Source organism: Campylobacter sp. W0066.1 (assembly GCF_024723635.1).
Classification (GTDB): domain Bacteria; phylum Campylobacterota; class Campylobacteria; order Campylobacterales; family Campylobacteraceae; genus Campylobacter_D; species Campylobacter_D lari_C.
In genome coordinates this window covers 40,722-64,031 of sequence record NZ_JANQCW010000007.1, presented here as the reverse complement: position 1 = coordinate 64,031, position 23,310 = coordinate 40,722, and the positions used below count along the sequence as shown (strand labels likewise).

General features: G+C 30.6%; 26 protein-coding genes. 7 read left to right on the top strand and 19 right to left on the bottom strand.

The features are described 5' to 3' along the window. Positions 1-67 precede the first annotated feature (67 nt). From CAMP18497_RS04060 to purB, 4 genes are read right to left on the bottom strand one after another with little or no spacing between them, the layout of a single operon-like run. On the bottom strand, positions 68-874 hold the full coding sequence (locus CAMP18497_RS04060; RefSeq protein ID WP_047207836.1) for an undecaprenyl-diphosphate phosphatase: 807 nt from the start codon (positions 872-874) through the stop codon (positions 68-70). Beyond that, entirely contained in the window at positions 871-2,856 is a 1,986-nt protein-coding gene (locus CAMP18497_RS04055; RefSeq protein ID WP_337212607.1) for an OPT family oligopeptide transporter, read from the bottom strand. The genes CAMP18497_RS04060 and CAMP18497_RS04055 overlap by 4 nt, the downstream gene beginning before the upstream one ends. 15 nt (positions 2,857-2,871) lie before the next feature. Beyond that, positions 2,872-5,247 (bottom strand): ribonucleoside-diphosphate reductase subunit alpha, encoded by a 2,376-nt coding sequence (locus tag CAMP18497_RS04050; protein WP_337212605.1) that lies wholly within the window; start codon positions 5,245-5,247, stop codon positions 2,872-2,874. A 17-nt stretch (positions 5,248-5,264) separates the two neighbouring features. Then, on the bottom strand, positions 5,265-6,593 hold the full coding sequence (gene purB, locus CAMP18497_RS04045) for an adenylosuccinate lyase (RefSeq protein WP_263693818.1): 1,329 nt from the start codon (positions 6,591-6,593) through the stop codon (positions 5,265-5,267). A 79-nt stretch (positions 6,594-6,672) separates the two neighbouring features. On the opposite strand from purB, the gene CAMP18497_RS04040 reads away from it, so the two are divergent. Continuing rightward, the gene (locus tag CAMP18497_RS04040) at positions 6,673-7,575 is read left to right on the top strand and encodes an RluA family pseudouridine synthase (RefSeq protein WP_337212602.1); all 903 of its coding nucleotides are present in this window, start codon (positions 6,673-6,675) and stop codon (positions 7,573-7,575) included. Here CAMP18497_RS04040 and CAMP18497_RS04035 read toward each other — a convergent pair. From CAMP18497_RS04035 to CAMP18497_RS04010, 6 genes are all read right to left on the bottom strand, one after another. Beyond that, positions 7,572-7,961 (bottom strand): hypothetical protein, encoded by a 390-nt coding sequence (locus tag CAMP18497_RS04035; RefSeq protein ID WP_337212600.1) that lies wholly within the window; start codon positions 7,959-7,961, stop codon positions 7,572-7,574. The genes CAMP18497_RS04040 and CAMP18497_RS04035 overlap by 4 nt on opposite strands. Positions 7,962-8,023: 62 nt before the next feature. Continuing rightward, on the bottom strand, positions 8,024-8,398 hold the full coding sequence (locus tag CAMP18497_RS04030) for a radical SAM protein (RefSeq protein WP_337212598.1): 375 nt from the start codon (positions 8,396-8,398) through the stop codon (positions 8,024-8,026). A gap of 8 nt (positions 8,399-8,406) precedes the next feature. Further along, positions 8,407-8,589, bottom strand: coding sequence for a hypothetical protein (locus CAMP18497_RS04025; protein ID WP_337212596.1), 183 nt, complete (start codon positions 8,587-8,589; stop codon positions 8,407-8,409). Next, positions 8,579-8,689: a hypothetical protein gene (locus CAMP18497_RS04020; RefSeq protein WP_087699086.1), complete on the bottom strand. Its 111-nt coding sequence runs from the start codon at positions 8,687-8,689 to the stop codon at positions 8,579-8,581. Before CAMP18497_RS04020 ends, CAMP18497_RS04025 begins: the two co-directional genes overlap by 11 nt. After that, complete coding sequence (rlmN, locus tag CAMP18497_RS04015) at positions 8,686-9,756, bottom strand: 23S rRNA (adenine(2503)-C(2))-methyltransferase RlmN (RefSeq protein ID WP_337212593.1); 1,071 nt, start codon at positions 9,754-9,756, stop codon at positions 8,686-8,688. Before rlmN ends, CAMP18497_RS04020 begins: the two co-directional genes overlap by 4 nt. 8 nt (positions 9,757-9,764) lie before the next feature. Next, complete coding sequence (locus CAMP18497_RS04010; protein WP_337212591.1) at positions 9,765-10,298, bottom strand: purine-nucleoside phosphorylase; 534 nt, start codon at positions 10,296-10,298, stop codon at positions 9,765-9,767. A 90-nt stretch (positions 10,299-10,388) separates the two neighbouring features. On the opposite strand from CAMP18497_RS04010, the gene rsmA reads away from it, so the two are divergent. The 5 genes from rsmA to prfA all read left to right on the top strand — a co-directional run bounded on the left by rsmA (position 10,389) and on the right by prfA (position 15,329). Then, entirely contained in the window at positions 10,389-11,210 is an 822-nt protein-coding gene (gene rsmA / locus CAMP18497_RS04005) for a 16S rRNA (adenine(1518)-N(6)/adenine(1519)-N(6))-dimethyltransferase RsmA (RefSeq protein ID WP_012660773.1), read from the top strand. Then, positions 11,176-13,134 carry a ribonuclease J gene (locus CAMP18497_RS04000; protein WP_337212588.1) on the top strand — a complete coding sequence of 653 codons (1,959 nt, stop codon included), beginning with the start codon at positions 11,176-11,178 and terminating at the stop codon, positions 13,132-13,134. Before rsmA ends, CAMP18497_RS04000 begins: the two co-directional genes overlap by 35 nt. Before the next feature lie 9 nt (positions 13,135-13,143). Continuing rightward, a complete protein-coding gene (locus CAMP18497_RS03995; RefSeq protein ID WP_214099280.1) occupies positions 13,144-13,905 on the top strand; it encodes a pseudouridine synthase in 762 nt (253 codons plus the stop codon). Positions 13,906-13,993: 88 nt separating this feature from the next. Then, positions 13,994-14,257 (top strand): 30S ribosomal protein S20, encoded by a 264-nt coding sequence (gene rpsT, locus CAMP18497_RS03990; protein WP_039617063.1) that lies wholly within the window; start codon positions 13,994-13,996, stop codon positions 14,255-14,257. Positions 14,258-14,261: 4 nt separating this feature from the next. After that, positions 14,262-15,329 (top strand): peptide chain release factor 1, encoded by a 1,068-nt coding sequence (prfA, locus tag CAMP18497_RS03985; protein WP_263676973.1) that lies wholly within the window; start codon positions 14,262-14,264, stop codon positions 15,327-15,329. Between the two features lie 9 nt (positions 15,330-15,338). Here prfA and CAMP18497_RS03980 read toward each other — a convergent pair whose 3' ends face one another. The 3 genes from CAMP18497_RS03980 to CAMP18497_RS03970 all read right to left on the bottom strand — a co-directional run bounded on the left by CAMP18497_RS03980 (position 15,339) and on the right by CAMP18497_RS03970 (position 19,184). Next, the gene (locus CAMP18497_RS03980; protein WP_263676974.1) at positions 15,339-15,917 is read right to left on the bottom strand and encodes a lytic transglycosylase domain-containing protein; all 579 of its coding nucleotides are present in this window, start codon (positions 15,915-15,917) and stop codon (positions 15,339-15,341) included. A gap of 68 nt (positions 15,918-15,985) precedes the next feature. Beyond that, on the bottom strand, positions 15,986-17,557 hold the full coding sequence (recJ, locus tag CAMP18497_RS03975; RefSeq protein WP_263676975.1) for a single-stranded-DNA-specific exonuclease RecJ: 1,572 nt from the start codon (positions 17,555-17,557) through the stop codon (positions 15,986-15,988). Beyond that, positions 17,547-19,184 (bottom strand): CTP synthase, encoded by a 1,638-nt coding sequence (locus CAMP18497_RS03970; protein WP_257927540.1) that lies wholly within the window; start codon positions 19,182-19,184, stop codon positions 17,547-17,549. The genes recJ and CAMP18497_RS03970 overlap by 11 nt, the downstream gene beginning before the upstream one ends. A 100-nt stretch (positions 19,185-19,284) precedes the next feature. Between CAMP18497_RS03970 and thyX the strand changes: the two genes are divergently transcribed. Then, positions 19,285-19,917 (top strand): FAD-dependent thymidylate synthase, encoded by a 633-nt coding sequence (gene thyX / locus CAMP18497_RS03965; RefSeq protein ID WP_039617054.1) that lies wholly within the window; start codon positions 19,285-19,287, stop codon positions 19,915-19,917. 13 nt (positions 19,918-19,930) lie between these two features. Here the strand turns inward: thyX and CAMP18497_RS03960 are convergent, their stop codons facing one another. Genes CAMP18497_RS03960 through CAMP18497_RS03935 form a run of 6 tightly spaced genes read right to left on the bottom strand, consistent with a single transcriptional unit; the run spans position 19,931 to position 23,310 of the window. Then, positions 19,931-20,140: an alkylphosphonate utilization protein gene (locus CAMP18497_RS03960; RefSeq protein ID WP_039617052.1), complete on the bottom strand. Its 210-nt coding sequence runs from the start codon at positions 20,138-20,140 to the stop codon at positions 19,931-19,933. Positions 20,141-20,149: 9 nt separating this feature from the next. Continuing rightward, positions 20,150-20,791: a porin family protein gene (locus tag CAMP18497_RS03955; protein WP_263702390.1), complete on the bottom strand. Its 642-nt coding sequence runs from the start codon at positions 20,789-20,791 to the stop codon at positions 20,150-20,152. 53 nt (positions 20,792-20,844) lie between these two features. After that, complete coding sequence (gene queF, locus CAMP18497_RS03950) at positions 20,845-21,231, bottom strand: preQ(1) synthase (RefSeq protein WP_039617048.1); 387 nt, start codon at positions 21,229-21,231, stop codon at positions 20,845-20,847. 46 nt (positions 21,232-21,277) lie between these two features. Further along, positions 21,278-22,030 (bottom strand): urease accessory protein UreD, encoded by a 753-nt coding sequence (locus tag CAMP18497_RS03945; RefSeq protein ID WP_337212580.1) that lies wholly within the window; start codon positions 22,028-22,030, stop codon positions 21,278-21,280. A gap of 1 nt (position 22,031) precedes the next feature. Next, positions 22,032-22,631: an urease accessory protein UreG gene (ureG, locus tag CAMP18497_RS03940; protein ID WP_039617044.1), complete on the bottom strand. Its 600-nt coding sequence runs from the start codon at positions 22,629-22,631 to the stop codon at positions 22,032-22,034. 10 nt (positions 22,632-22,641) lie between these two features. After that, positions 22,642-23,310, bottom strand: a complete 669-nt coding sequence (locus CAMP18497_RS03935) for an urease accessory protein UreF (protein ID WP_337212577.1) — start codon at positions 23,308-23,310, stop codon at positions 22,642-22,644.

Below are 23,310 nucleotides of genomic sequence, written 5' to 3'. Positions count from 1 at the left end.
AAAATATAAGACTAATTTTAGCTATGAAAAACTTAAACTTTTTTTAAATAAAGGATATTTTTATATTTCAAACACCCGTTCTTGATATATCTAAAGCACCACTCATAAAAAGGTATAAAAATACAAAACCTAAAATTATCCTATAAATTCCAAAAGGTATGAAGTTTATCTTGCTGATTAATTTTAAAAATATTTTTATTACCACAAAAGCCACTACAAAAGCTGTTATAAAACCTATGGCTAAAGGAATGAAATTATTCATATTGCTTAAAACCTGTGGTTCTTTATAAATGCTATAAGCTGTTGCGATAATCATAGTAGGAATTGCAAGCAAAAATGAAAATTCAGAAGCCACTTTGCGATCAAGCCCAAGCAATAAGCCACCTATGATACTTGCTCCACTTCTTGAAGTACCTGGTATGATAGCAAGAGCTTGGGTTAAACCTATCAAAAAAGCTTGCTTATAACTTACCTCATCTAAAGAGTGGATTGTGTAGTCTTTTTTTCTATGTTTAAGTTCTATAATGATAAAAATAATCCCACCAATGATTAACATAGTAGCCACAGTATAGCCATTAAATATTTCTTTTAAAAACTTATATGCTATAAAACCTACTCCACCTGCGGGCAAAAAGCCCACAGCAAGTTTTAACCAAATATCAAGTTTTTGAGTTAGTTTATCTTTGAAAATAAAAATCACCGCTAGTATAGAACCAAGCTGAATGATGATGAAAAAACTTCTCCAAAAATCATCTATATTTAAACCTAAAATTTCAGCACCCAAGATCATATGCCCTGTAGATGAAACAGGTAAAAATTCTGTTAAACCCTCGATAATTCCTAAAATCAAAGCATAATAATAATCTAAATTCATTTTTTAAGTACTCTTCTTGCAAAAATTAGCATAATCGCTACAAAAACTACAAAACCTATAATCCCATCGTCTTTAAATGAAGTTGCAATAGCAAGTGGATCTTCAGCCCCACCTCTACTAATAGAAAGCACAGTTAAACCAGCTATTAACACTCCAAACAAACTCTCACCTACTATCAAACCAGAGGCAAATAAGGTTCCTTTTTGCTCATGCTCTTGAATGATTTCTTTTTTATGAGCATTTTTAGCATATCTTTGCTCTAAACGCTTTTTGATTAAATATGCCAATAAGCCACCTACAAATAAAGGCATATTAACAGCAGGTGGTAAATATATACCTATACCCACAGCTAAAGGTGGCAAAGACATATTTTTCTTTCTTAATAAACGATCGATGATGATTATACCAATACCCACAAAAGCTCCCGCTATAATATAACTCCAATCAATGTTAGCATTAAAAATGCCTTGTGCTATAGTACTCATTAAATTTGCTTGTGGTGCAGCAAGTGCATTTGCCTCATTCATTCCCTCTCTTGGCATTGCACCCACAAAACCATAAGCTTGGTATAATAAATTTAAAACAGGGGCTATAGCTAAAGCTCCAAATACGCAACCTATAATCAAAGAAACTTGCTGTTTCCAAGGAGTTGCACCTACTAAATAGCCAGTTTTTAAATCTTGTAAATTATCATTAGAAATAGCAGCAGTTGCCAAAATAACACTAGTAGTAAATATAGCAAAAGCAATAGCAAATTTAGACATCAAAGGATCGCTAAATAAATCTACTTGATAACCCAAAAGCAAAACAATCAAAGAAGAAATCATAATCCCAATAAGTCCTATACCCGAAATAGGAGAAGATGATGAACCCACCAAACCTGCCATATATCCACAAGCAGAAGCTACAAAAAAGCCTATGAAAATAGCTACTAAAGTTCCTACCAAAGCAAAAAGAATTTGATAACCACTTGCTAAATTTGAATCAGCCACAAAAGCATAAAATGAAATAAACAAACCTATACACATAAGCACAAATAAACCTAGCATAGCTTTTAAAGATAAATCCATATCTTTAGGATCTTGTGAGGGGTTTAATGAGGTTTTCTTAAGCATATTTTTCATGCCATCATAAACAGGCTTTGCAAGCTCTATTAAAGTCCATAATGCTGCTATAGCAATAGCTCCTGTACCTATTAAACGCACCTTTTGAGCCCAAATTTGATTAGCTATATCAAGCGCGCTTAAACTCGCGTCAAAACTTTCTTTAGCAGAAAAATATGGCACAAAAACCATCCAAGCAAGCACCATACCCGCAAGTAATGCAACACCTCCGGCTATACCTACTAAGTATCCAGCACCCAAAAGTGCCACTGAATAACCCATAGAAAAGCCAAAAGTCATTTTTTGCCAAATGAATGCAAAACTGCTTCCACTTGAAAGTAGTTTAAAACCGCTTGAAAAAAGACTTATCACAGAAGCAAAAGCCACGCCAAGTGTGATTTCTTTTAAGCCCACTTTTCCTTTTTTATCAGCTTGATCTTTATTAGCTACTTTTAAAATTTCAGCAGCAGCTCTTCCTTCAGGATAAGCTAATTTACTCTCTACCACCATAGCTCTACGCAAAGGTATGGTAAAAAGCACGCCTAATCCACCCCCACAAAGACAGAGCATAAAAGTAAGCCAAAGTGGAAATTCAAACCAATATCCACACATAAAAAGACCTGGTATAACAAAAATCACAGCCGAAAGCGTACCTGCAGCTGAAACTTGAGTTTGAACCATATTATTTTCTAAAATATTAGAGTCTTTAAAGATTTTTAAAACAGCCATCGCGATCACAACAGCAGGAATAGAAGTAGAAAAAGTAAGACCAACTTTGAGCCCCAAATATACATTTGAGGCGGTAAAAATAATCGTTAAAATACTTCCTAGTATTATACCCCTAAGCGTAAGCTCCGGTAGTGAGTTTTTTGTATGCATTTTGCTTCTCCATTTTTATTGACAACCTTCACATTCTATAGTTCTATCAACTACATCATCATTTACTTTTTGACTATCAGGACTTTCGCTTCTTAGATAATAAGTTGATTTAACACCTAATTCCCAAGCAAGTTGATAAATTTCATTTAAATATCCACCGCTTGCTTTATCTAAAGAAACAAAGATATTTAATGATTGACCTTGATCAATCCATTTACCACGAATCGCTGCTGCTTTTACTAAGATTTTTTGATCAAGCTCATAAGCAGGAGTGTAATACTGCCAAGTATTAGCACTTAGATTTGGCACCACAGTTGGTATCATACCGCTTAAGTTTTGCTCAAACCATTTTCTTTTATATACAGGCTCAATTGTTTGAGTAGTACCCACTAAAATAGAAATAGAAGAAGTTGGTGCTATAGCCATTAAATAGCCATTTCTTATACCATCTCTTTTTAGTTTTTCTCTTAATTTTTCCCAATCACACTCGCTTTGATCAAACAAACCTTCACTTGCGGTAAGTTTTTTAGCATTTTCGTTTGCTACATCAATTGGCACTATACCTTTACTCCAGTTTGATCCTTCAAAGTCAGGATAACTTCCTTTTTCTAAAGCTAAATTTGAGCTAGCTAAAATCGCCTCATAGCTAATCATCTCCATAATACGATCAATTTTTTCAAAATGCTCATTAGAACCCCAATAAATTTGAGCTTCAGCCACCATTTGCGCTTCACCCATTACACCAAGTCCTATAGCGCGTGATTTTAGGTTGGTATTTTTAACCTTTACATGAGGATAAAAATTTAAATCAATCACATTATCAAGCATTCTTATCGCTGTTGGCACTACTCTTTGAATGTCTTCTTTAGTATTGATTTTACTTAAATTTATACTTGCTAGATTACAAACTGCGGTTTTTCCTTCGTTTTTGTATTTTTCTACTATATAGACTTTTTTACCATTAATACTATCTAAAGTAGAAACTTTTTTAGCAAGCTTTTTATACCCTCCATCTATTGTAAGTTCTTCATCCTCATCTAAATGAAGCTCTGTTTTATCATCAAATACGATTTTGATTTGATAATAATTTGGATCTGTATTTTGAAAAATTTCTGTACATAAATTTGAACTTCTTATAATTCCTGCGTGGGAATTTGGATTTGTTTTATTTGCACTATCTTTAAAACATAAAAATGGCATACCTGTTTCAAAATAAGATAAAAGTATTTTTTTCCAAAGCTCTTTTGCATCTATAATTTCTTTAGCTATGCTTTCATCTTTTTCAAATTCTTCGTATTTTTTCTCAAATTCTTCACCGTATAAATCGCATAAACTTGCTGTATCAGCAGGATCAAAAAGCGTCCATTTATCATTTGCTCTTACTCTTTTCATGAACAAATCATTAATCCACAAAGCAGGGAAAAGTTCATGTGCTCTTCTTCTTTCTTCACCTGAATTTTTACGCAAATCTAAAAAGTCATTAATATCCATATGCCAAGGTTCAATATAAACCGCAATTGCACCTTTTCTAGTACCAAGTTGATCAACAGCAACTGCTATATCATTAGTGATTTTTAAAAATGGTATGATCCCACCTGCTGCATTTTTATGCCCATCTATGCTTCCACCCATAGCGCGCACCTTAGACCAATCCCAGCCTATACCACCGCCAAATTTAGATAAAAGCGCCATTTCTTGATAAGAATCAAAAATTCCTTCTATATTATCAGGCGTGCTTCCTATATAACATGAGCTTAATTGGTGTCTTGTAGTTCTTGCATTTGAAAGGGTTGGAGTTGCAAGCATTACTTCAAAAGTTGAGATCAAATCATAAAATTTCTTAGCCCAAGTTTGAGAGTCTAGCTCATTTTGTGCTAAAAACATTGCAATAGCCATAAACATTTGCTGTGGTAATTCTATAGGCATACCTTTAGAATCTTTAATCAAATATCTATCATATAAAGTTTTTATACCAAGATAAGTAAATTGCAAATCACGTTCTGGCTTGATATAAGCATTAAGATCATCTAAATCATATTTTTCTTTTAAGCCAATTAAAATCCTACCTTCTTTTTCACCTTTTTCAAGATATTCTCTTAAATGTTTATATCCATTATAACCACTTACTTTTTTATATAAATCATATAAAAATAATCTTGCAGCAACAAAGGTCCAATTAGGTCTATCAATATCTATTTTATCTACTGCTGTTTTTATAAGAGTTTGTTGGATTTCTTCTGTTGTTATACCATCACGAAATTGAATTTTTGCATCTACTTCAAGCTCACTTTGGCTAACATTTTCTAAATTTGCCACCGCATCAGTGGTATATTTTTTAATTTTAGAAACATCTAACTCTTCAGTTCTTCCATTTCTTTTTAATACTTTCACTCACAACCCCTAGTTTATTATTTAAAAGTTCTTGCAAAAATTTTATCTACATTTTTTGTATAGTAGTTATAGTCAAAGCAATTTCTAATATCTGCTTCACTTAAAGATTTTTTCAAATCCTCATCAGCTAATAAAGCTAGCAAAAACAAACTCTCGCCTTTTTCATTTAAAGCAGGCTTACCATTTTGCAAATCAGCCCAAACTTTCATAGCATTTCTTTGAACGATTTTATAAGCTTCTTCTCTGCTTATACCTTTAAATGGAAGCTCAAGCAACACTCTTTGAGAAAATACAAGTCCCCCGGTTAAGTTTAAATTTTTCATCATATTTTCTGGATATACCAAAAGCTTTTCTATCACACCACATAATCTTGAAAGCATAAAATCAGTCGTGATAAAAGCATCAGGTAATACAAATCTTTCTACACTAGAATGTGATATATCTCTTTCATGCCACAATGCTACATTTTCCAAAGCAGGTGTTACATAAGCTCTTATCATCCTGCAAAGACCGGTGATATTTTCACTTAAAACAGGATTTCTTTTATGAGGCATAGCTGAACTTCCTTTTTGTCCTTGAGAAAAATATTCTTCAGCTTCATATACTTCTGTTCTTTGAAAATGGCGGATAGCAACAGCAATTTGCTCACAACTTGAAGCTAAAATAGCTAAAGCTGAGATAACTTGTGCATAACGATCTCTTTGTATAACTTGGTTTGAAACTGGTGCTGGCTTAAGATCTAAGTTTTTACAAACTTCTTCTTCAAATTCAAGCGGAGCATGAGCAAAATTCCCCATAGCACCGCTAATTTTTCCATAGCTAATCACTTCTTTTGTATGAATGATTAAATCTTTTGCATGAACTAGCGAATCATACCAAATAGCCAAAACCAAACCAAAAGTTATAGGCTCCCCATGAATTCCATGACTTCTTCCTACCATTAAGGTGTTTTTATGCTCATACGCTCTTGTTTTAATCGCTGCTAAAACTTGATCTAAATCTTGCAAGATTAGTTCTAAACTATCTTTAATCTGCAAAGCAACTGCAGTGTCAATACAATCTGAACTTGTCATTGCATAATGCACAAAACGACTTTCCTCGCCCAAGCTTTCACTTACACTAGTTAAAAAAGCGATAACATCGTGTTTGGTAGTTTTTTCTATCTCATCTATTCTTGCTATATCAAATTTTGCATTTTTTATAATTTTTTCACAATCATCATCTTTAATAAGACCAAGTTTATTCCACGCTTTCACAGCAGCTAATTCTACTTTTAACCATGCATCATATTTTGCTTGCATGTCCCATTTTTTAGCCATGATTTCTCTACTATATCTTTCAACCATTTTCAAGACCTTTTTTTATATAATTTTTTATGAAAAAATAGCTTGAATTTTATTATAAATTACCTAAGAAAGTTATTAAATGGCATATATAAAAAAGAAACTATCAAATAATGGAAAAAAGGCATTTAGACTGCTTATGGATGAGTTAAAAATTTCTATGCGTGAAGCACAAAAACTCATTGATAAAAAAAGACTATTTTGTAATGGAATTTTAGTAGAAGAAAAAAACAAATTTTTAGATGGCTTAGTGGAATTAATCGTATATGAAAATAATCCCAAAGGATTAGAAATAGTTTATGAAAATGAAGATTTTGCTGTAGTAGAAAAACCAAGCGGGGTGCTAACTCATCCTAATGGACGCAATTGTGCTTATAGTCTTTGTGATGAAATTTGGCATTTATGGGGTGAAAAAGCTTGCGTAGCTCATAGATTAGATAAAGAAACAAGCGGACTTTTACTCATAGCAAAACATAAAAATGCACAAATTGAGTTAAAAACTATGTTTGAAAAAAGATTAGTTCAAAAAAGCTATCTTGCACTAGTAAAAGGAAAAACTGAAAAAGAATTTATAGTAGATAAAAGCTTGGATTTAGCTAAAGACTATGATGCAATAAAAACTAGGATGCATATTTGTGAAAATGGCAAAGAAGCTTTAACGCAATTTTATGCTTTAGAATATTTTAAAAATTTAGATGCCAGTTTAGTTTTAGCTAAGCCTCTAACAGGTAGACAACACCAAATAAGACTACATTTGTTTCATGTGAAACATAAAATTTTAGGTGAACCTTTATATGGTTTAGAAAAAACACAAATAGAGCAAATATTAGATGGAAAAATGAGCGATATCGAAAGAGTTCTCATCACAGGTGCTAAAAGATTGCTTTTGCATTCTTTTAGCTTAGAATTTACATATAAAAATCAAAAATTTTTGATACAATCTCAAAAAGATATAAAAGATGAGTTTTTGAAAAATTTATCTTAATCTTTTTCTAATTTTAAAACCTTATCAGTTTGGATTGCAACTGCAATTTGCTTAGCTGGCTTACCATAATCTCTACAATAATCACAAGATTTATAAAAATCTTGAGAATAAAATTCAAAAAATCTTTCTTTAGAATCCTCTAAATTTAAAAAATCGCCATTAAATTCTTCAAGTCCTTTTAAACGTGATAAAGAACTTGATATAGGGCAAACAAAAATAGCTCCTTTAGGTGCTAATTGTTTATTTTCTAAGCCCTCAGATGTCATCAAACTTACGCATGGCATTTGACAATTACGATAATTTTTGATTATATCTTCTTTACTTCTACCGCGTTTATAAATTTTTTCAGGATCACTCCAAGTAGAATTTTCGCCACTAAAGTCCATAGAAAATGGAATTTTATTTTCTTTTAATTTTCTTAAAATGTTTTCTTGTTTTAGTGGAATTTTTAAATTTGGCGATCTTTTGTAGTCTGAAATCGTAATTTTTCTAATCTTATTAGATTTTTTAACTTTTTCATCAATTCATCTTTAAAATCAATGGTTGCATTGGTAACTAAAGAAAAAGTTAGTATTTTCTTTTGAGTATCTAAATAATCAATCAATTGTGGTAAATATTTAAATAACAAAGGCTCTCCACCTATAATTCTAACTCTTGCAATAGAATCTACCTTAGATAAAAGTAGATCTAATGATTCTATAATACCCTCTAAAGTACAAGTATATTGATTTGATGGTGAAAAATACTGCATTAAATTATTACATGATTCACAACGCAAAGTACATCTTGTAGTTAAAACTAATTCTAAATAAGGAATATCCACCTTACCTTCTAAAACCCTCTTTTCGAAGTATTTTTTAAATAAAATTTTTTCATCAAAGTAGCATAAGGAACTTTAAAAATTCTAGCAAATCCTCTTTTACCATTTAAATGAGAGAAATACCAAGAAATATTTGGCTTTATATATCTATTTTGAAATAATTGATTTTCTAACAATTGTTTTTTATCTATCATTATTTTTCCCTTCATTTTTTAATACATAAATAATCCCACCAAGCCCTATGATCACCACTATGCTTATAAAAATAAGCTGTGCTATATCTAAAAAAGTCATTGTTTACTCTGCCTTTCTTTAAGCTGTCCGCATGCAGCTGAAATATCAAGTCCTTTACTTTCTCTTATCGTACAAGTAACACCTTTGGCACTTAAATAATCTTGAAATTTAACCGCATTTTCAACACTTGGTCTTTTATATAAACTTCCTTCGTGTGGATTAAAAAGTATTAAATTTACTTTAGCTTTTATACCATTTAAAAGTTTGACTAGTTCTTTGGCATGTTCTATTTTATCATTTATACCATCGATTAAAAGGTACTCAAACATTACTCTTTTACGCTGATCTATAGGAAAATTTCTCACTGCTTCCATAATGCTTGCTATATTATAAGCTTTATTAATAGGCATTAATTCACTTCTAAGTTCATCATTAACCGCATGGAGTGAAATAGCCAAAAGTACACCTAAATTCATTTCTCCAAGCTCTTTAATTTGCTTTGCTAAACCACTTGTACTTATAGTTTGTCTTCTAGGGCTTATTGCCAAAGCATCATTATCTGCTAAAATTTTAACTGCCTTAGAAACATTTTTAAGATTATCCAAAGGTTCTCCCATACCCATATAGACTATATTAACCCTTCTTTCATAAGGTATATTGTTATGTTTTTTAATCCATAAAATTTGTCCTACTATTTCCCCTGCGCTTAAATTTCTTTTTAAACCACCTTTAGCAGTAAGACAAAAACTACAACCACTTTTACAACCCACTTGAGAGGAAACACAAATAGTATATCTTGCATGTTTGATGATTTTGCCATCTTCATCTAAAAGTTCTTCTTTCATTGGTAGCAAAACAGCTTCTATCTTTTTACCATCTAGAAGTTCAAAAAGATATTTAATACTCCCATCTTTGCTTTTTTCATCTTTCACACATTTTAAAGGTGAAAAATGAAAATTTTCTTGCAAATGCGCTCTAAAGTCTTTTGGCAAAGATGACATTTGTAAAAAATCATCTGCATATTTTTTATATATCCATTCAAAAATTTGCTTTGCTCTAAATTTTGGCTGAACTAAATTTTCTAATTCTTCTTTAGTAAAATCTAATATATTTTTTAATTCACTCAATTTTTTTCCTATATAAGTTTTTTATCTAACAAAAATTCTTTTAATAATTCTTTTGCTTTTTGATGGTTTTTTAAAAAATCCTCATGTGCAAATTCATTACAAAAATTTGTCGCACATAAATAACAAATTCCTTCTATACCTTGCATTTTTGCACAAGAAAGCACTGCATATGCTTCCATATTTTCTATATGTACGCCTTTTTTAAAAAATTCTTGGGCGATATTTTCATCTTTACAAATATAATTTGAAGAATTAATCATAGTTTCATGTGAAACATTTAATCTAATCTCATTAGATATAGGTGTATAGAAACTATCAAATAAATCTGCGTATTCTAAATTTGCAGCATTAGAACTTTCATAAATGTCTAAAATTTTTCCTTCTTGGTAAATTCCACATGTACCTATAAAAATCACTCTATCTACTTTTGCTTGACTTAAAATTTTACCTAGAGAAAAAGCAGAATTAACTAAACCTATGCCTATACTTTGTGCAAATTTAAAATCCTCATTTCCTCCTGCACATACTATAAGATTTTTCAAAAATTAACCTTTATAAAAAATAATTCAAATTTTATCTAATTAGCGCTTAAAATAATGCTATAATTAATATTTTTTAGATAAAATAAATTTATGATAAAAGCAAAAAAACATTTTGGACAAAATTTTTTATGTGATAAAAGCGTGGTAGATAAAATCATCCAAGCCATACCCAAAGATACTAAAAATATAGTTGAGATTGGGCCTGGCTTAGGTGATTTAACGCAAGAACTTTTGAAAATCCCACAAGCTCATATTAGAGCTTATGAGATTGATAAAGATTTGATTCCTATTTTAAATAAAAAATTTCAAAATGAGATTGAAGGTGGAAATTTTGAGCTTATCCATCAAAATGCAAGCGATGCTTTTGATCAAGGAAGTTTAAGCGATAAAGAGTACTTTTTGGTAGCAAATTTACCATATTATATTGCTACAAATTTGATTTTAAAAGCCCTAGAAGATCAAAATTGCCTTGGGCTTATAGTAATGGTGCAAAAAGAAGTGGCACAGAAATTTTGTGCAAATGAAAAAGAAAGTAATTTTTCGGCTTTAGGGGTGCTTTGTGCATTGATATGCCAAAGACAAATGCTTTTTGATATACAACCACAAAGCTTTAATCCTCCACCAAAAGTTACTTCAGCTGTAATGAAGTTAATAAAAACTACTCATTATCAGCAAAAATGTGAAAATATAGAAGCTTTTAAAGAATTTCTTAGAGCTTGTTTTCAAAATCCTAGAAAACAACTCTTATCCAATTTTAAAAATAAAAAAGAAAAAATTCTAAAAGCATTTGAAGCACTAGACATCTCTTCTACCTCAAGAGCTCATGAAATTAGCGTTGATTCATACCTTAAAATTTATGACTATTTAAAGGATGACTATGAGCGAAGAAAACAAAACTCAAGAACAAAATAAAGCTAAAAGATTTAATAAATTCAAAAACAAAAGAAAAAAAGATTCACAAAATCAAGAACAAAATAGTGAAATTAAAAACGGAACAAAAATAGAAAATACTCAGACTGAAGTTAGCGAAGAAAAAAAGAAAAAGAAAAAAAATAGAAATTTACCATCTAAATTAAGTGGTAATGAAGAATGGCAAATAGAACTTGCCAAAAGCATAGAAGCTAATAAAATCATGCACGAGCTAAGACTTCACCCTTTAAAACACAACAACTCAAGCGAACATAAAATTCGTATTACGCCTTTGGGTGGGCTTGGAGAAATCGGTGGAAATATCACTGTTTTTGAAACTAACAACGATGCAATTATCGTTGATATAGGTATGAGTTTTCCAGATGGAACCATGCATGGAGTAGATATTATCATACCTGATTTTGACTATGTAAGAAAGATTAAAAACAAAATTCGTGCTATCATCATCACTCATGCTCATGAAGATCACATCGGTGCTGTGCCGTATTTTTTCAAAGAATTTCAATTTCCTATCTACGCAACACCTTTGGCGCTAGGTATGATTTCAAATAAATTTGAAGAGCATGGTTTAAAGGCTGAGCGTAAATGGTTTAGACCTATAACAAAAAGACAAATTTATGAAATAGGTGAATTTAATTTAGAATGGATTCACATAACCCACTCTATCATCGATGCTTGTGCTTTAGCCATTAAAACTAAAGCAGGAACCATCATACACACTGGCGATTTTAAAATAGATCAAACACCAATTGATGGTTATCCAACGGATTTAAGTCGTTTAGCTCAATATGGCGAAGAAGGTGTGCTTTGTCTTTTAAGTGATAGCACAAACTCATATAAAGAAGGTTATACAAAAAGTGAAAGCTCCGTAGGACCTACTTTTGATCAAATTTTTGCCAAAACTAAAGGCAGGGTAATCATGAGCACCTTTAGCTCTAATATCCACCGCGTATATCAAGCTATTAGTTATGGTTTAAAATACGGCAGAAAAGTGTGTGTTATAGGGCGTTCTATGGAAAGAAATCTCTATACTACTATGGAACTTGGCTATATCAAACTTGATAGGAAAATTTTCATTGACGCTGATGAAGTAAGCAAATACAAAGACAACGAAGTGCTAATTGTCACTACAGGAAGTCAAGGCGAGACCATGAGTGCTTTATATAGAATGGCAACTGATGAGCATAAATTTATCAAAATCAAACCTAGCGATCAAGTTATCATTTCAGCTAAAGCAATACCAGGTAATGAAGCAAATGTTTCTGCTGTGCTTGATTTTCTTTTAAAAGCAGGAGCTAAAGTAGCTTATCAAGAATTTAGTGAAATTCATGTAAGCGGACATGCTAGTATAGAAGAACAAAAACTCATGCTAACTTTAGTAAAACCTAAATTTTTCTTACCAGTGCATGGAGAGTATAATCATATCAATAAACACAAAGAAACCGCTCTAAAATGTGGCATACCTGAAAGAAACATCTACTTAATGAGTGATGGGGATCAAGTAGAGCTTTGCCAAAAATACATCAAACGCGTAAAAACAGTTAAAACAGGAAAAGTCTTTGTAGATAATCAAATCAACAAACAAATTGCAGATGATGTGGTAATTGATAGACAAAAACTAGCAGATAGCGGTATAGTTGTCATCATCGCCCAGCTTGATAAAGCAAGTAAAACACTAATTAATAAACCAAGAGTATTTAGTTATGGCTTGGTAGCTGATAAACAAGATGGAGCATTTTCAAAAGAAATGAGTGATGTTTTAAGTCAATTTTTCCCAAATGTAAAAGATGAAATTTTAGATAATCCAAAAGTTTTAGAAGCTCAAATTAGACAAGTACTAAGAAAGCATATTTTTAGAAAAATTAAAAAATATCCAACCATAGTACCAACTATTTTTGTGATGTAAAGCAAAATTATGAGAATTAATAAATTCATCTCACACAATAGCAAATATTCTCGCCGTGAGGCTGATGAGCTAATCAAGCAAGGCTTAGTAAAAATCAATAAAAAAACAGCCTTGCTAAGTGATAGTGTAAATGCTGAGGATAAGGTTTTTATCAATGGTAAAAAGCTTCATAAGAAAACACAATTTTCAGTCATCATTTATCATAAACAAAAAGGTGAAATAGTTAGTAAAAAAGATGATAGAGGTAGAAAAACCATCTATCATACCCTGCCAAAACAATTTAGCACTTGGCTTAGTGTAGGAAGGCTTGACTTTGCAAGCGAGGGATTGCTTTTATTAACTGATTCGCCTGTGATAGCAGATGCGCTTATGCATAGTGATTTAGAAAGAGAATATTACTTAAAAGTAAAAGGTAATATAGATAAAAATGTTATCGAAGCTATGCAAAATGGCTTAGAGATTCAAAATGAAAAAAAAGGGGCTCACGCTAAAACTAAAATAACCTCAATGAGTTTTGCTCCATTTTTAGGCTTTGAAATTTTTGGCTCAAGCGGTGGCTATACGAAGCTAAAAGTAATCATTAATGAAGGTAAAAATAGAGAGCTAAGACGCTTTTTTGGGCATTTTGACTTAGAAGTGATGGATCTTAAAAGAGTAGCTTTTGGAGCATTAGATCTTGGTATGTTAAAAGCAGGAAAATATCGTTATTTAGAAAATGGCGAGTATGAAAAACTACGTGATTTTTTAAAAACAAATGATATTAGGTATTAAATTAATACTTTAAAAATACTTAAATTAATTAAAATTTAATTTTAATTTTGTATAATTAGCAATTTAATTTATATAAAAAAGGAAAATTATGGCAAACCATAAATCTGCTGAAAAAAGAGCAAGACAAACTATCAAAAGAACTGAAAGAAATAGATTTTATAGAACAAGATTAAAAAACATTACAAAAGCGGTTCGCGAAGCAGCAGCAAATAACGATAAAGAAGCTGCACAAAATGCATTAAAAGTAGCTAATAAAAGCATTCACGCTATGGTAAGTCGTGGATTTTTGAAAAAACAAACTGCTTCACGCCGTGTGAGTAGATTAGCATTATTGGTAAATAAATTAGCATAATTTAATGTTAGCTGATAAACTCAAACCTTTTTTAGCACGCTTTGATGAGTTAAATACTCTTCTTAGCGATGTTAATATCTCTAATGATATTTCTAAAATGACAGCTCTATCTAAAGAGCAAAAAAATTTAGAACCTATAGTAGAAAAAGCAAAAGAATATCTCAAAACCTTAGATGATATAGAAGAGAATAAACTTCTTTTATCTGATCCTGAACTAGGGGAGCTTGCAAAAGAAGAACTTAAAAATCTCGAAGTTTCAAAGCCACAGCTTGAAGAAGAATTAAAAATTCTTTTATTGCCTAAAGATCCAAACGATGATAAAAACATATTTTTAGAAATTCGTGCAGGAACGGGTGGTGATGAAGCTTCTTTATTTGTTGGGGACTTAGTAAAAGCTTATATACGCTATGCTGAAAATCGTGACTACAAATACGAAATCGTAAGCTCAAGCGAAGGTAGCGTAGGGGGATTTAAAGAAATCATCATTCTTATTAAAGGAAATGGAGCTTATTCAAGGCTAAAATACGAAGGTGGTACGCATAGGGTTCAAAGAGTGCCTGAAACAGAATCTCAAGGTAGAATTCATACTTCAGCTATTACAGTGGCTATTATGCCTGAAGTTGATGATGTTGAAATTCAAATCAATCCAAATGACTTAAAAATCGATGTAATGCGTAGTAGCGGTCATGGTGGACAAAGCGTAAATACCACAGATAGTGCTGTAAGAATCACTCACATTCCAACAGGTATAGTTGTAGTAAATCAAGATGGTAAAAGCCAACATAAAAACAAAGAAAGCGCCATGAAAGTCTTAAAAGCAAGACTTTTTGAAATGCAAGAACAAGAACGCTTAGCTAAAGAAAGCGAGGCAAGAAAATCACAAGTTGGAAGTGGCGATAGAAGTGAGCGCATACGCACTTATAATTTCCCTCAAAATAGAATTAGTGATCATAGAATAAATCTTACTTTATATAGACTTGATGCGATTTTAGAAGGCGGGCTTTTTGATGAAATCATCGAGCCATTAATTGCTTATTATCAAGCAGAAGCTTTAAAACAAGAAAATTTATAATTTCTTGTTTTAATTATTACTTGCTAGCAAAACTCTGTATTGTTCTTTATCTACATTTATCAAAAGAGAAGCGAGTTTAAAAGCTCTAAATTTTTCCATTACAAAAAGATCTTTGCTATCTTTTAAGACTATAGCAACTAAATTTTTCATTACTTTATCAAGCCAAATATTTTTATATTTATCATTTGCTGAATGGTATCTTCCAATGGCATTCCAACTAAAACCATGCTTTTGTATAATCTCATGAAGCAATCTTGCTGCTGTGTCGATATTTACACTAGATTTTACAATCTCTTTTTCAGCAATTTTATAGCGTTTTAAGTGAACACTATTAATTTGCATTAAACCATAATCTCTTGTTTGATTTTTATTTTTACCGATGATATTATGCTTATATGCAGCATTTTCTGTTAAAGCTATAGCCTTAAGTAAAGTCATAGGTATGTTGTATTTTCTAGCTGCAGCTTTAAAGTCTTTGTCATACTTATAAAAATTTTCAGGTATATAAGTATCACCTATAAAAATTTTGGTATCAAAGGCAAAAGTAAAATTAAAAAATACTACTAATAATAAAATCCTTTTTAACATTTTACTCCTTTATATTACTTATGCTATAGCAAATTTATAAATAAAAAATATGTGAATAAGTTAATAAATTATCTAAGAATTTCTTTGATAGTAAGTTGAGGCGTGATTAATCCTCTAAAATTATTTTTGGAAACACTAGCTATAAAATTGATATTTTCCCCAATTTCTGGTTCATAGTCAAAGTTAAAAAATAAAGCTTCTAAAGTCTTATTTCCTTGTGTTAGAATAAGTTTTATATGATTTTCATCTTTACCAAGTCTTCTTTTATTTTTCACAAAAAGCTTATCAAATTTAAAATAAGGTCTTGGGTTTTTATGTCCAAAAGGTTCAAAAAATTCTAATATCTCTAAAAGTTCAAAATCAACTTCATTTGGGTCAATACTACCCAAAACCTCATCAGCATTATAAAAATCATCTTTAGGGATATTTTGACAAATTTCATAAAGCTTACTTTTAAAAACACCAAATTTTTCAAGCTCTACCAAAACTCCGGCTGCACCTTTATGCCCACCATAGCTTAAAACAAAGTCTTTAACTTGCTCTATAATATTTAAAATATCTATCCTACCTACACTTCTAACGCTAGCTTTAGCCTTTTGCTCACATTCTGAAAAAACAAAGGCAGGTTTGTTAAAATGCTTTGCTAAACGACTTGCAACTATACCCAAAACACCCTCATGCCAGTTTTGACCATTGACAATAATCACAGGATCATTTTCATCAACTTGTTCTAAACACTGCTTAAAAAGCTCACGTTCTTCATCTTTACGGCTATTATTATAAGCAATGATTTGTTCTAAATACCCCATAACTTCATCGATATTTTTAGAATGTAAAAATTTATAAGAAATAATCGCATCATCCATTCTACCTGCACTATTAATCAAAGGTGCGATTAAAAAGCTAATATTATCAAGTTCAAATTTACCCTTACCAAAATACTGCTTAATCGCTTTAAATGCTACTCGTTTTGAATCATTAATACACTCTATACCTTTTCTAACTAAGGCTCTGTTTAAATCTCTAAGCTCCATCATATCTGCGATAATTGCAATTGATAAAAGCTCTATAAATTTACACATATTGTAATTAATCTTACACACTTCTTTTATCGCAGCGACTAAATACCAAGCCACTTGAGCACCACAAATTTCAATATCAGGAAATTCACAATCTTGTTGCTTAGGATTAATGATCGCATAAGCTTTTGGTAAAGTAGCTGGAGGCATATGATGATCGGTAATGATTAAATCAATTCCTTTTTGCAAACAAAGCTCTGCTGCATCAAATGCTGCTATACCATTATCTACAGTGATGATTAAATCTACCCCATCAAGTTCATTGATGATTTCCTCATTTAGACCATATCCATCTTTAAAACGATTTGGAATTTTTACTACATAGTCATATCCAATATCATCAAAAAATTCAGATAAAATCACACAAGAAATCACCCCATCTACATCATAATCCCCAACAATAGCAAGCTTTTGATTTTTTTCAATCGCTTCTTTGATACGCAAAGCACCCTTATAGACATCTTTTAAACAAGATGGCATAGGTAAATCACAAAGCTTTACATGTGTATCGTTGATAAAACGCTGGTGTAAAATTTCTTTTATTTTAGCTTTATTTAGCATGATTTGTTAAAGATGCCTTGATAAAAGAAAAAATAGCCGGATTAACTCTAACTAAGCGTGAAGTAAATTCAGGGTGAAACTGCACTGCTAAGAAAAATGGATGATCTTTAAGCTCCACAGCCTCAACCAAACCTTCATTCTCCCCGCTTATAATAAGTCCATTTTTCTCAAACATTTCTTTGTATTTTGGATTAGCTTCATAGCGGTGGCGGTGGCGTTCTTTTACGCTTTTTTGATTATCATAAACCTTGCTTAAAAGTGTATTTGGCTTGATATGACACTCATAAGCCCCAAGACGCATAGTTCCACCAAGTGGAGTTTTACTTGTTCTAATTTGCTTTTCTCCACTTGCGTCAATAAATTCATCAATCAAAAAGATGATAGGATTTTTACAATTTGGATTAAACTCATGAGAATTTGCATCTTCAAGTTTTAAAACATTGCGTGCAAATTCTACTAAAGAAAGCTGCATACCCAAACAAATTCCTAAAAATGGAATTTTATTTTCTCTTGCATATTGTATGGCTTTGATTTTTCCTTCTACTCCACGGTAGCCAAAACCACCTGCTACTAAAATCCCACTTACATCTTTAAAGCTTTCTTCAACATTTGTATTTTCTAATTTTTCACTATCAATCCATTTTAAATTTACTCTTGCATCAAGTGCTGCACCTGCATGGATAATGGCCTCTGTTAAACTTTTATAGCTTTCTTTTAAATCTACATATTTTCCTACAAAAGCGATGCTAAGTTCATTACTTGGAGCGATGACCCTTTTTACTAAAGAATCCCATTCATTCATATTTGGCTTTAAATTTTGAAGATCTAATAAACTTGCAATAGAGTTTAAAATATCTTGTTTTAAAAAATTTAGTGGAATTTGATAAATACTAGCTGCGTCCACACTTTCTATAACACAGTTTTTTTCAACCCCACATGAAATTGCGATTTTGTCTTTTAACTCTCTATCTAAAGATTTTTCACTTCTGCAAATAATCATATCAGGGCTTATACCTATACGGCGTAATTCTCCCACACTATGTTGAGTTGGTTTTGTTTTAAGTTCTCCTGCTGCTTTGATAAATGGCACTAAAGTTAAGTGAATATTAATAGCATTGTATTTACCCACTTCAAGCTTTAAAGCTCTAATAGCTTCTAAAAATGGTAAGCCTTCTATATCTCCTACTGTGCCACCTATTTCAACGATTAAAATATCTTTATCAACTCCGGCTTTTTTAATACGATCTTTTATCTCATCAACTATATGAGGGATTACTTGTATGGTTTTTCCTAAGTAATCTCCTCTTCTTTCTTTTTCTATAACACTTTGATAAACTCTTCCTGTTGTGAAGTTATTATCCTGAGATAAGCTTTCATTTAAAAATCTCTCATAATGTCCTAAGTCTAAATCTGTCTCAGCTCCATCATCTGTAACAAAAACTTCCCCATGCTCTAAAGGACTCATCGTACCAGGATCAACATTGATATAAGGATCTGCTTTTAAAATACTTACTTTTAAACCTGAATTTTTTAAAATCGTAGCTATAGAAGCTGCTGCTATACCTTTTCCTAATGAGCTTAAAACACCACCGGTTACAAAAATATACTTAGTTTGTTTTAATTTCATAAAATAACCTTAATTTCTTTTTTTGAAATTATAACGAATAAAAAATTTTATTTTTATAAACATTTGTGTAAAATTCAATTATTTTTGAAGGAAATTTTTGATGAAAATCACATTATTAAATCATACTCCACTTTCTGTATGCTCTCATGCAACAAGAACATGTTGGCAAAGTTTTGACAAAGGCGATTGTGGCGGTGAGAAAGACAAAGAATTAATCGATCGAGTGGGAAATAAATTCAAACATGCTTCAACCTTAGAGCATTTAAACTATACTTTTTATATACAAGGTATTTCAAGAGCATGCTTACAAGAAGTTGCAAGACACCGCCACACTAGTCCTAGTGTAAAAAGCACAAGATATACTTTAAAAGAACTAAGAAATGAAAGTGAATTTAAAGAAAATGACTTTGAAAATGCTAAAAGATACTTAGTATTAACCGGAAATGAAGTGGTAGATAATGCAAGTATCAAAGCTTTAGAAAATCTGCGTTTGATTTTGCAAAATAGCATTAGTTTAGATATAGCAAAATACTGCTTACCAGAAAGTTATAAAACAGAATTAACTTTAACGATTAATGCAAGAAGTTTGCAAAATTTTATTACTCTAAGAAGCTCAAAATCAGCCCTTTGGGAGATAAGACAACTCGCCAATGCTTTATTTGAAAACTTGCCTGAGGAACATCAATTTATTTTTAAACATTGTGTTTATCAAGAAGAAAATTCCCAAGATTGATTGGGAATTTTTACTATATTTTTTTAAGAAATTCGGTTTTTAAAACAATCACACCAAATTTATCTACCTTAGCTTCAATTTCGGTGTCTTTGTTTGTAAGTTTAATGTTTTTTATAGTCGTGCCACGCTTTAAAGTAGTGCTTGCACCTTTTACTTTCAAATCTTTCACAACACTTACACTATCACCTGCATTAAGCTCAGTTCCATTTGCATCTTTTGGCATATATTCTCCTTAGAATTTATAAGTATATCCTAGATATAAACCATAATTTGTTTGTTTAGGATCATAAAAGTTTGATGAATTAGCAGTGCTGAAATTTCTTGTATTGTAATGAGTTTGCTCGGCTTTAAAACCAAACTCAATTTCATTTGCTTGATTTAACTCATATAAAGCACCGATTTTTGCCCCATAAGTATAACCATCAAAGTCTTGAGATAATGATAATATACTTGTTTTTAAAGTCATATCCGTTCTTGCATAACCGCCATATACACCTAAAACTGCTCTTGTTTTTTCAAATATTTTTGGAGTAAAATCATAACCAAGCAAAAACTTATGTGTAGTAAATTCTCCATCAATTTTAAAACTTGTGGTATTGATTACATCACTAAATTCACTTGAATAATTATAAGCACCATAAATTCTATGGTTTTCACTAAAACGATAACCAACTCTTAAACCAAAAACAGGAACATCACCTTCTAAATCACCATTAAATTTTTTATTGTTTTTAGTATGATCAAGATCAGATTTTACCTTAGTATGGAACCATCCTGCATCAATACCTAAAAGTAAACCCGAATTTTCATCAGCTAAAGCTAAATTTGAAACCAAAGCAACGCTTGCTACTAAACTAAATAATTTTAATTTCATATTTTCCTCCTTTAAAATAAGACTTAATATATCCTTTTATTTTTAATAAAAACTTAATTTTGTGGCACTACTAAATCGGATCTGCATTCAATCACAGTATGCACATTACCACGAGGGTTAAAATCGCCTACTACTTTTATCCATTTTGGATCAAGTTTTTCTTTTAAAGTATTATAAATTTCATTAATGCTTGCTTCATGTGAAACATTTCTATACATAAAGGTATTGATATAAAGTTTAATTGCTTTAAGTTCTACTACTAATTTATTTGGAATGTATTCTAAGTAAATCGTAGCAAAATCAGGATACCCACTACGTGGACAACAACACATAAATTCAGGCAAAGTGATTTTAATCACATAATCATTTTTAGCATCATTTGGCCAAACTTCCATATTTTCTACACTAAATTCTTTGATTTCTTTTTCACCATATCGCATTTATAATCCTTAGTTTGTTTTTAAAACTTTATAATACCACAATATTTTATATTTTATTTTGACAAAATTTAAAAAGCTTATCTTGAAATAAAAGTAATTTTTCACTTTCATTACTAAGAATTTTTATACACAAACCCTCATAAAAAAGTTGATTTATATCGTCAAATGAAGCTTTTAATTCTTCATAAAACTCATCATATCCAAAAAGATAAATACTCAAATAATGCGTATGATTTGCAAAAAAAAATAATTCATTTTCTTTCATATAAGAAGGATTGATTTTAATTTTATCATTTAAAATTAAAGTATCATTTCTGTAAATTTGAGTTAAACTCTCATAATTTTTAAAAGCAAATTTTTCATCCATAGCCACTCTACCAAAAATGACAAAATCAACATAAACTAATCTTGAAAAAGAAGCTAGATTAATCTTTGTATTTTGTATAAAATTTGCATTTTCTTGAAGCAAAAGTGGCTTTGGCATATAAAAAAAGCTTGCATTTTCTTCAAGAATAAAATCAATATTTTTACTCGCAAAAGAATCTTTAGTATCATATACCTTTTCATAACTTTGTGTGAGTATAGCGGTGTTTGTATTTTTCTTACATATGATTTCAAAACTTAAATAATCCTCTTTGAAAATTCCAGCACTAGAGTTTAAAACATATATACTAGTTAATTTTTTATCATAAAAATTCCTCATAAGTTTAAAAGGAGGAGTGAAAAAAGAATTTTTTATGATAGTTTTTTCATTGATAGTATCTAATGTAAGTTTAAAAACACTCTTTTGAGCAAACAAATCAATCCTTTAAAAGTGTGTATTTTTTAATCCAAGTAATGATTTCTTCTAAACCTTCTTTAGTTTGAAGATTACTCATGATAAAAGGTCTATCTCCACGCATTTTTAAAGTATCTTCTTGCATGATTTTTAAAGAAGCATTCACATAAGGAGCTAAGTCTATTTTATTGATAATCATTAAATCAGATCTACAAATAGCAGGACCACCTTTGCGTGGAATTTTTTCTCCTTGGGCAACATCTATAACAAAGATAAAAAAATCCACAAGTTCAGGTGAAAAAGTCATCGACAAATTATCTCCGCCACTTTCTATAAAAATAAGATCTAAATCACTAAAACGCTCTTGTAAAAGTTCAACGGCTTCAAGATTACAAGAAGCATCTTCTCTAATGGCTGTATGAGGACAACCTCCAGTTTGTACTCCTATGATTCTTTCTTTTTCAAGAACACCTTGTTTGATTAAAAAATTTGCATCTTCATTTGTATAAATATCATTTGTAATCACAGCCAAAGAAAGTTCATCTTTTAAAGCTTGACATAAATTTAATACTAAAGCTGTTTTACCACTACCCACAGGACCACCTATGCCTATTTTAACCATTAGAACCCTTTTAAGAAATATAAATTTTAAATGCTAAATTTTGGTGTTTTATACCCAAATAATCATTTAAGATATTGTGATTTTCACACCAATCTTTTAAAGTTAAATTTTGCAATTTAGAAAGAACCTTTTGAAAATCTTGCTGTAATTGAAAAAGTAAAATCTGCCCTTCATTTTGTGATAAAGGCACGATTTTTACAAGAATATTAACAAAATTACTCATTAAAGCAAACAAAAAACTTTCATACATAAAATCAAGTTCATTATCTTTACAAAATAAAGCATACACAAAAGGATAAATAGGAGTTTGATTTTCTTTAATGTATTGATTTAATAAAGGATTTGATAATCCATAAAGACTGACATTTTTTACAAAACGTTTAGCTAAAAAAACATAAGCTTGACTTTGTTCTTTTGCAACTATACTTGATAAAAATTTTCTTTGATAAATTAGTAAATTTTCTACATCATTTGCATTTTCATAAGCTATTTTCAAAGCTAAAAGTTCAAAATACAAAATATTAGAATAAAGCTGAGTTTTTAAAACTTTTTTAGCATCTTCTATATTTTTTATATAAGCAAAATTCACATAAGATTCTAAACCAAAAGAATGTGAAAAAGCTCCTATAGGAAAAGAAGAATCACTAATTTGTAAAAGTAAAAAATTTAATTTATTCAT

What these genes read in the sequence shown, in the direction of transcription:
- CAMP18497_RS04060 (WP_047207836.1), bottom strand. Translation starts at nt 874, where the DNA reads ATGAATTTAGATTATTATTATGCTTTGATTTTAGGAATTATCGAGGGT.
- CAMP18497_RS04055 (WP_337212607.1), bottom strand. Translation starts at nt 2,856, where the DNA reads ATGCATACAAAAAACTCACTACCGGAGCTTACGCTTAGGGGTATAATA.
- purB (WP_263693818.1), bottom strand. Translation starts at nt 6,593, where the DNA reads ATGGTTGAAAGATATAGTAGAGAAATCATGGCTAAAAAATGGGACATG.
- CAMP18497_RS04040 (WP_337212602.1), top strand. Translation starts at nt 6,673, where the DNA reads ATGGCATATATAAAAAAGAAACTATCAAATAATGGAAAAAAGGCATTT.
- CAMP18497_RS04035 (WP_337212600.1), bottom strand. Translation starts at nt 7,961, where the DNA reads ATGGACTTTAGTGGCGAAAATTCTACTTGGAGTGATCCTGAAAAAATT.
- CAMP18497_RS04025 (WP_337212596.1), bottom strand. Translation starts at nt 8,589, where the DNA reads ATGATAGATAAAAAACAATTGTTAGAAAATCAATTATTTCAAAATAGA.
- CAMP18497_RS04020 (WP_087699086.1), bottom strand. Translation starts at nt 8,689, where the DNA reads ATGACTTTTTTAGATATAGCACAGCTTATTTTTATAAGCATAGTGGTG.
- rsmA (WP_012660773.1), top strand. Translation starts at nt 10,389, where the DNA reads ATGATAAAAGCAAAAAAACATTTTGGACAAAATTTTTTATGTGATAAA.
- CAMP18497_RS04000 (WP_337212588.1), top strand. Translation starts at nt 11,176, where the DNA reads ATGAGCGAAGAAAACAAAACTCAAGAACAAAATAAAGCTAAAAGATTT.
- CAMP18497_RS03995 (WP_214099280.1), top strand. Translation starts at nt 13,144, where the DNA reads ATGAGAATTAATAAATTCATCTCACACAATAGCAAATATTCTCGCCGT.
- rpsT (WP_039617063.1), top strand. Translation starts at nt 13,994, where the DNA reads ATGGCAAACCATAAATCTGCTGAAAAAAGAGCAAGACAAACTATCAAA.
- prfA (WP_263676973.1), top strand. Translation starts at nt 14,262, where the DNA reads ATGTTAGCTGATAAACTCAAACCTTTTTTAGCACGCTTTGATGAGTTA.
- CAMP18497_RS03980 (WP_263676974.1), bottom strand. Translation starts at nt 15,917, where the DNA reads ATGTTAAAAAGGATTTTATTATTAGTAGTATTTTTTAATTTTACTTTT.
- recJ (WP_263676975.1), bottom strand. Translation starts at nt 17,557, where the DNA reads ATGCTAAATAAAGCTAAAATAAAAGAAATTTTACACCAGCGTTTTATC.
- CAMP18497_RS03970 (WP_257927540.1), bottom strand. Translation starts at nt 19,184, where the DNA reads ATGAAATTAAAACAAACTAAGTATATTTTTGTAACCGGTGGTGTTTTA.
- thyX (WP_039617054.1), top strand. Translation starts at nt 19,285, where the DNA reads ATGAAAATCACATTATTAAATCATACTCCACTTTCTGTATGCTCTCAT.
- CAMP18497_RS03960 (WP_039617052.1), bottom strand. Translation starts at nt 20,140, where the DNA reads ATGCCAAAAGATGCAAATGGAACTGAGCTTAATGCAGGTGATAGTGTA.
- CAMP18497_RS03955 (WP_263702390.1), bottom strand. Translation starts at nt 20,791, where the DNA reads ATGAAATTAAAATTATTTAGTTTAGTAGCAAGCGTTGCTTTGGTTTCA.
- queF (WP_039617048.1), bottom strand. Translation starts at nt 21,231, where the DNA reads ATGCGATATGGTGAAAAAGAAATCAAAGAATTTAGTGTAGAAAATATG.
- ureG (WP_039617044.1), bottom strand. Translation starts at nt 22,631, where the DNA reads ATGGTTAAAATAGGCATAGGTGGTCCTGTGGGTAGTGGTAAAACAGCT.
- CAMP18497_RS03935 (WP_337212577.1), bottom strand. Translation starts at nt 23,310, where the DNA reads ATGAATAAATTAAATTTTTTACTTTTACAAATTAGTGATTCTTCTTTT.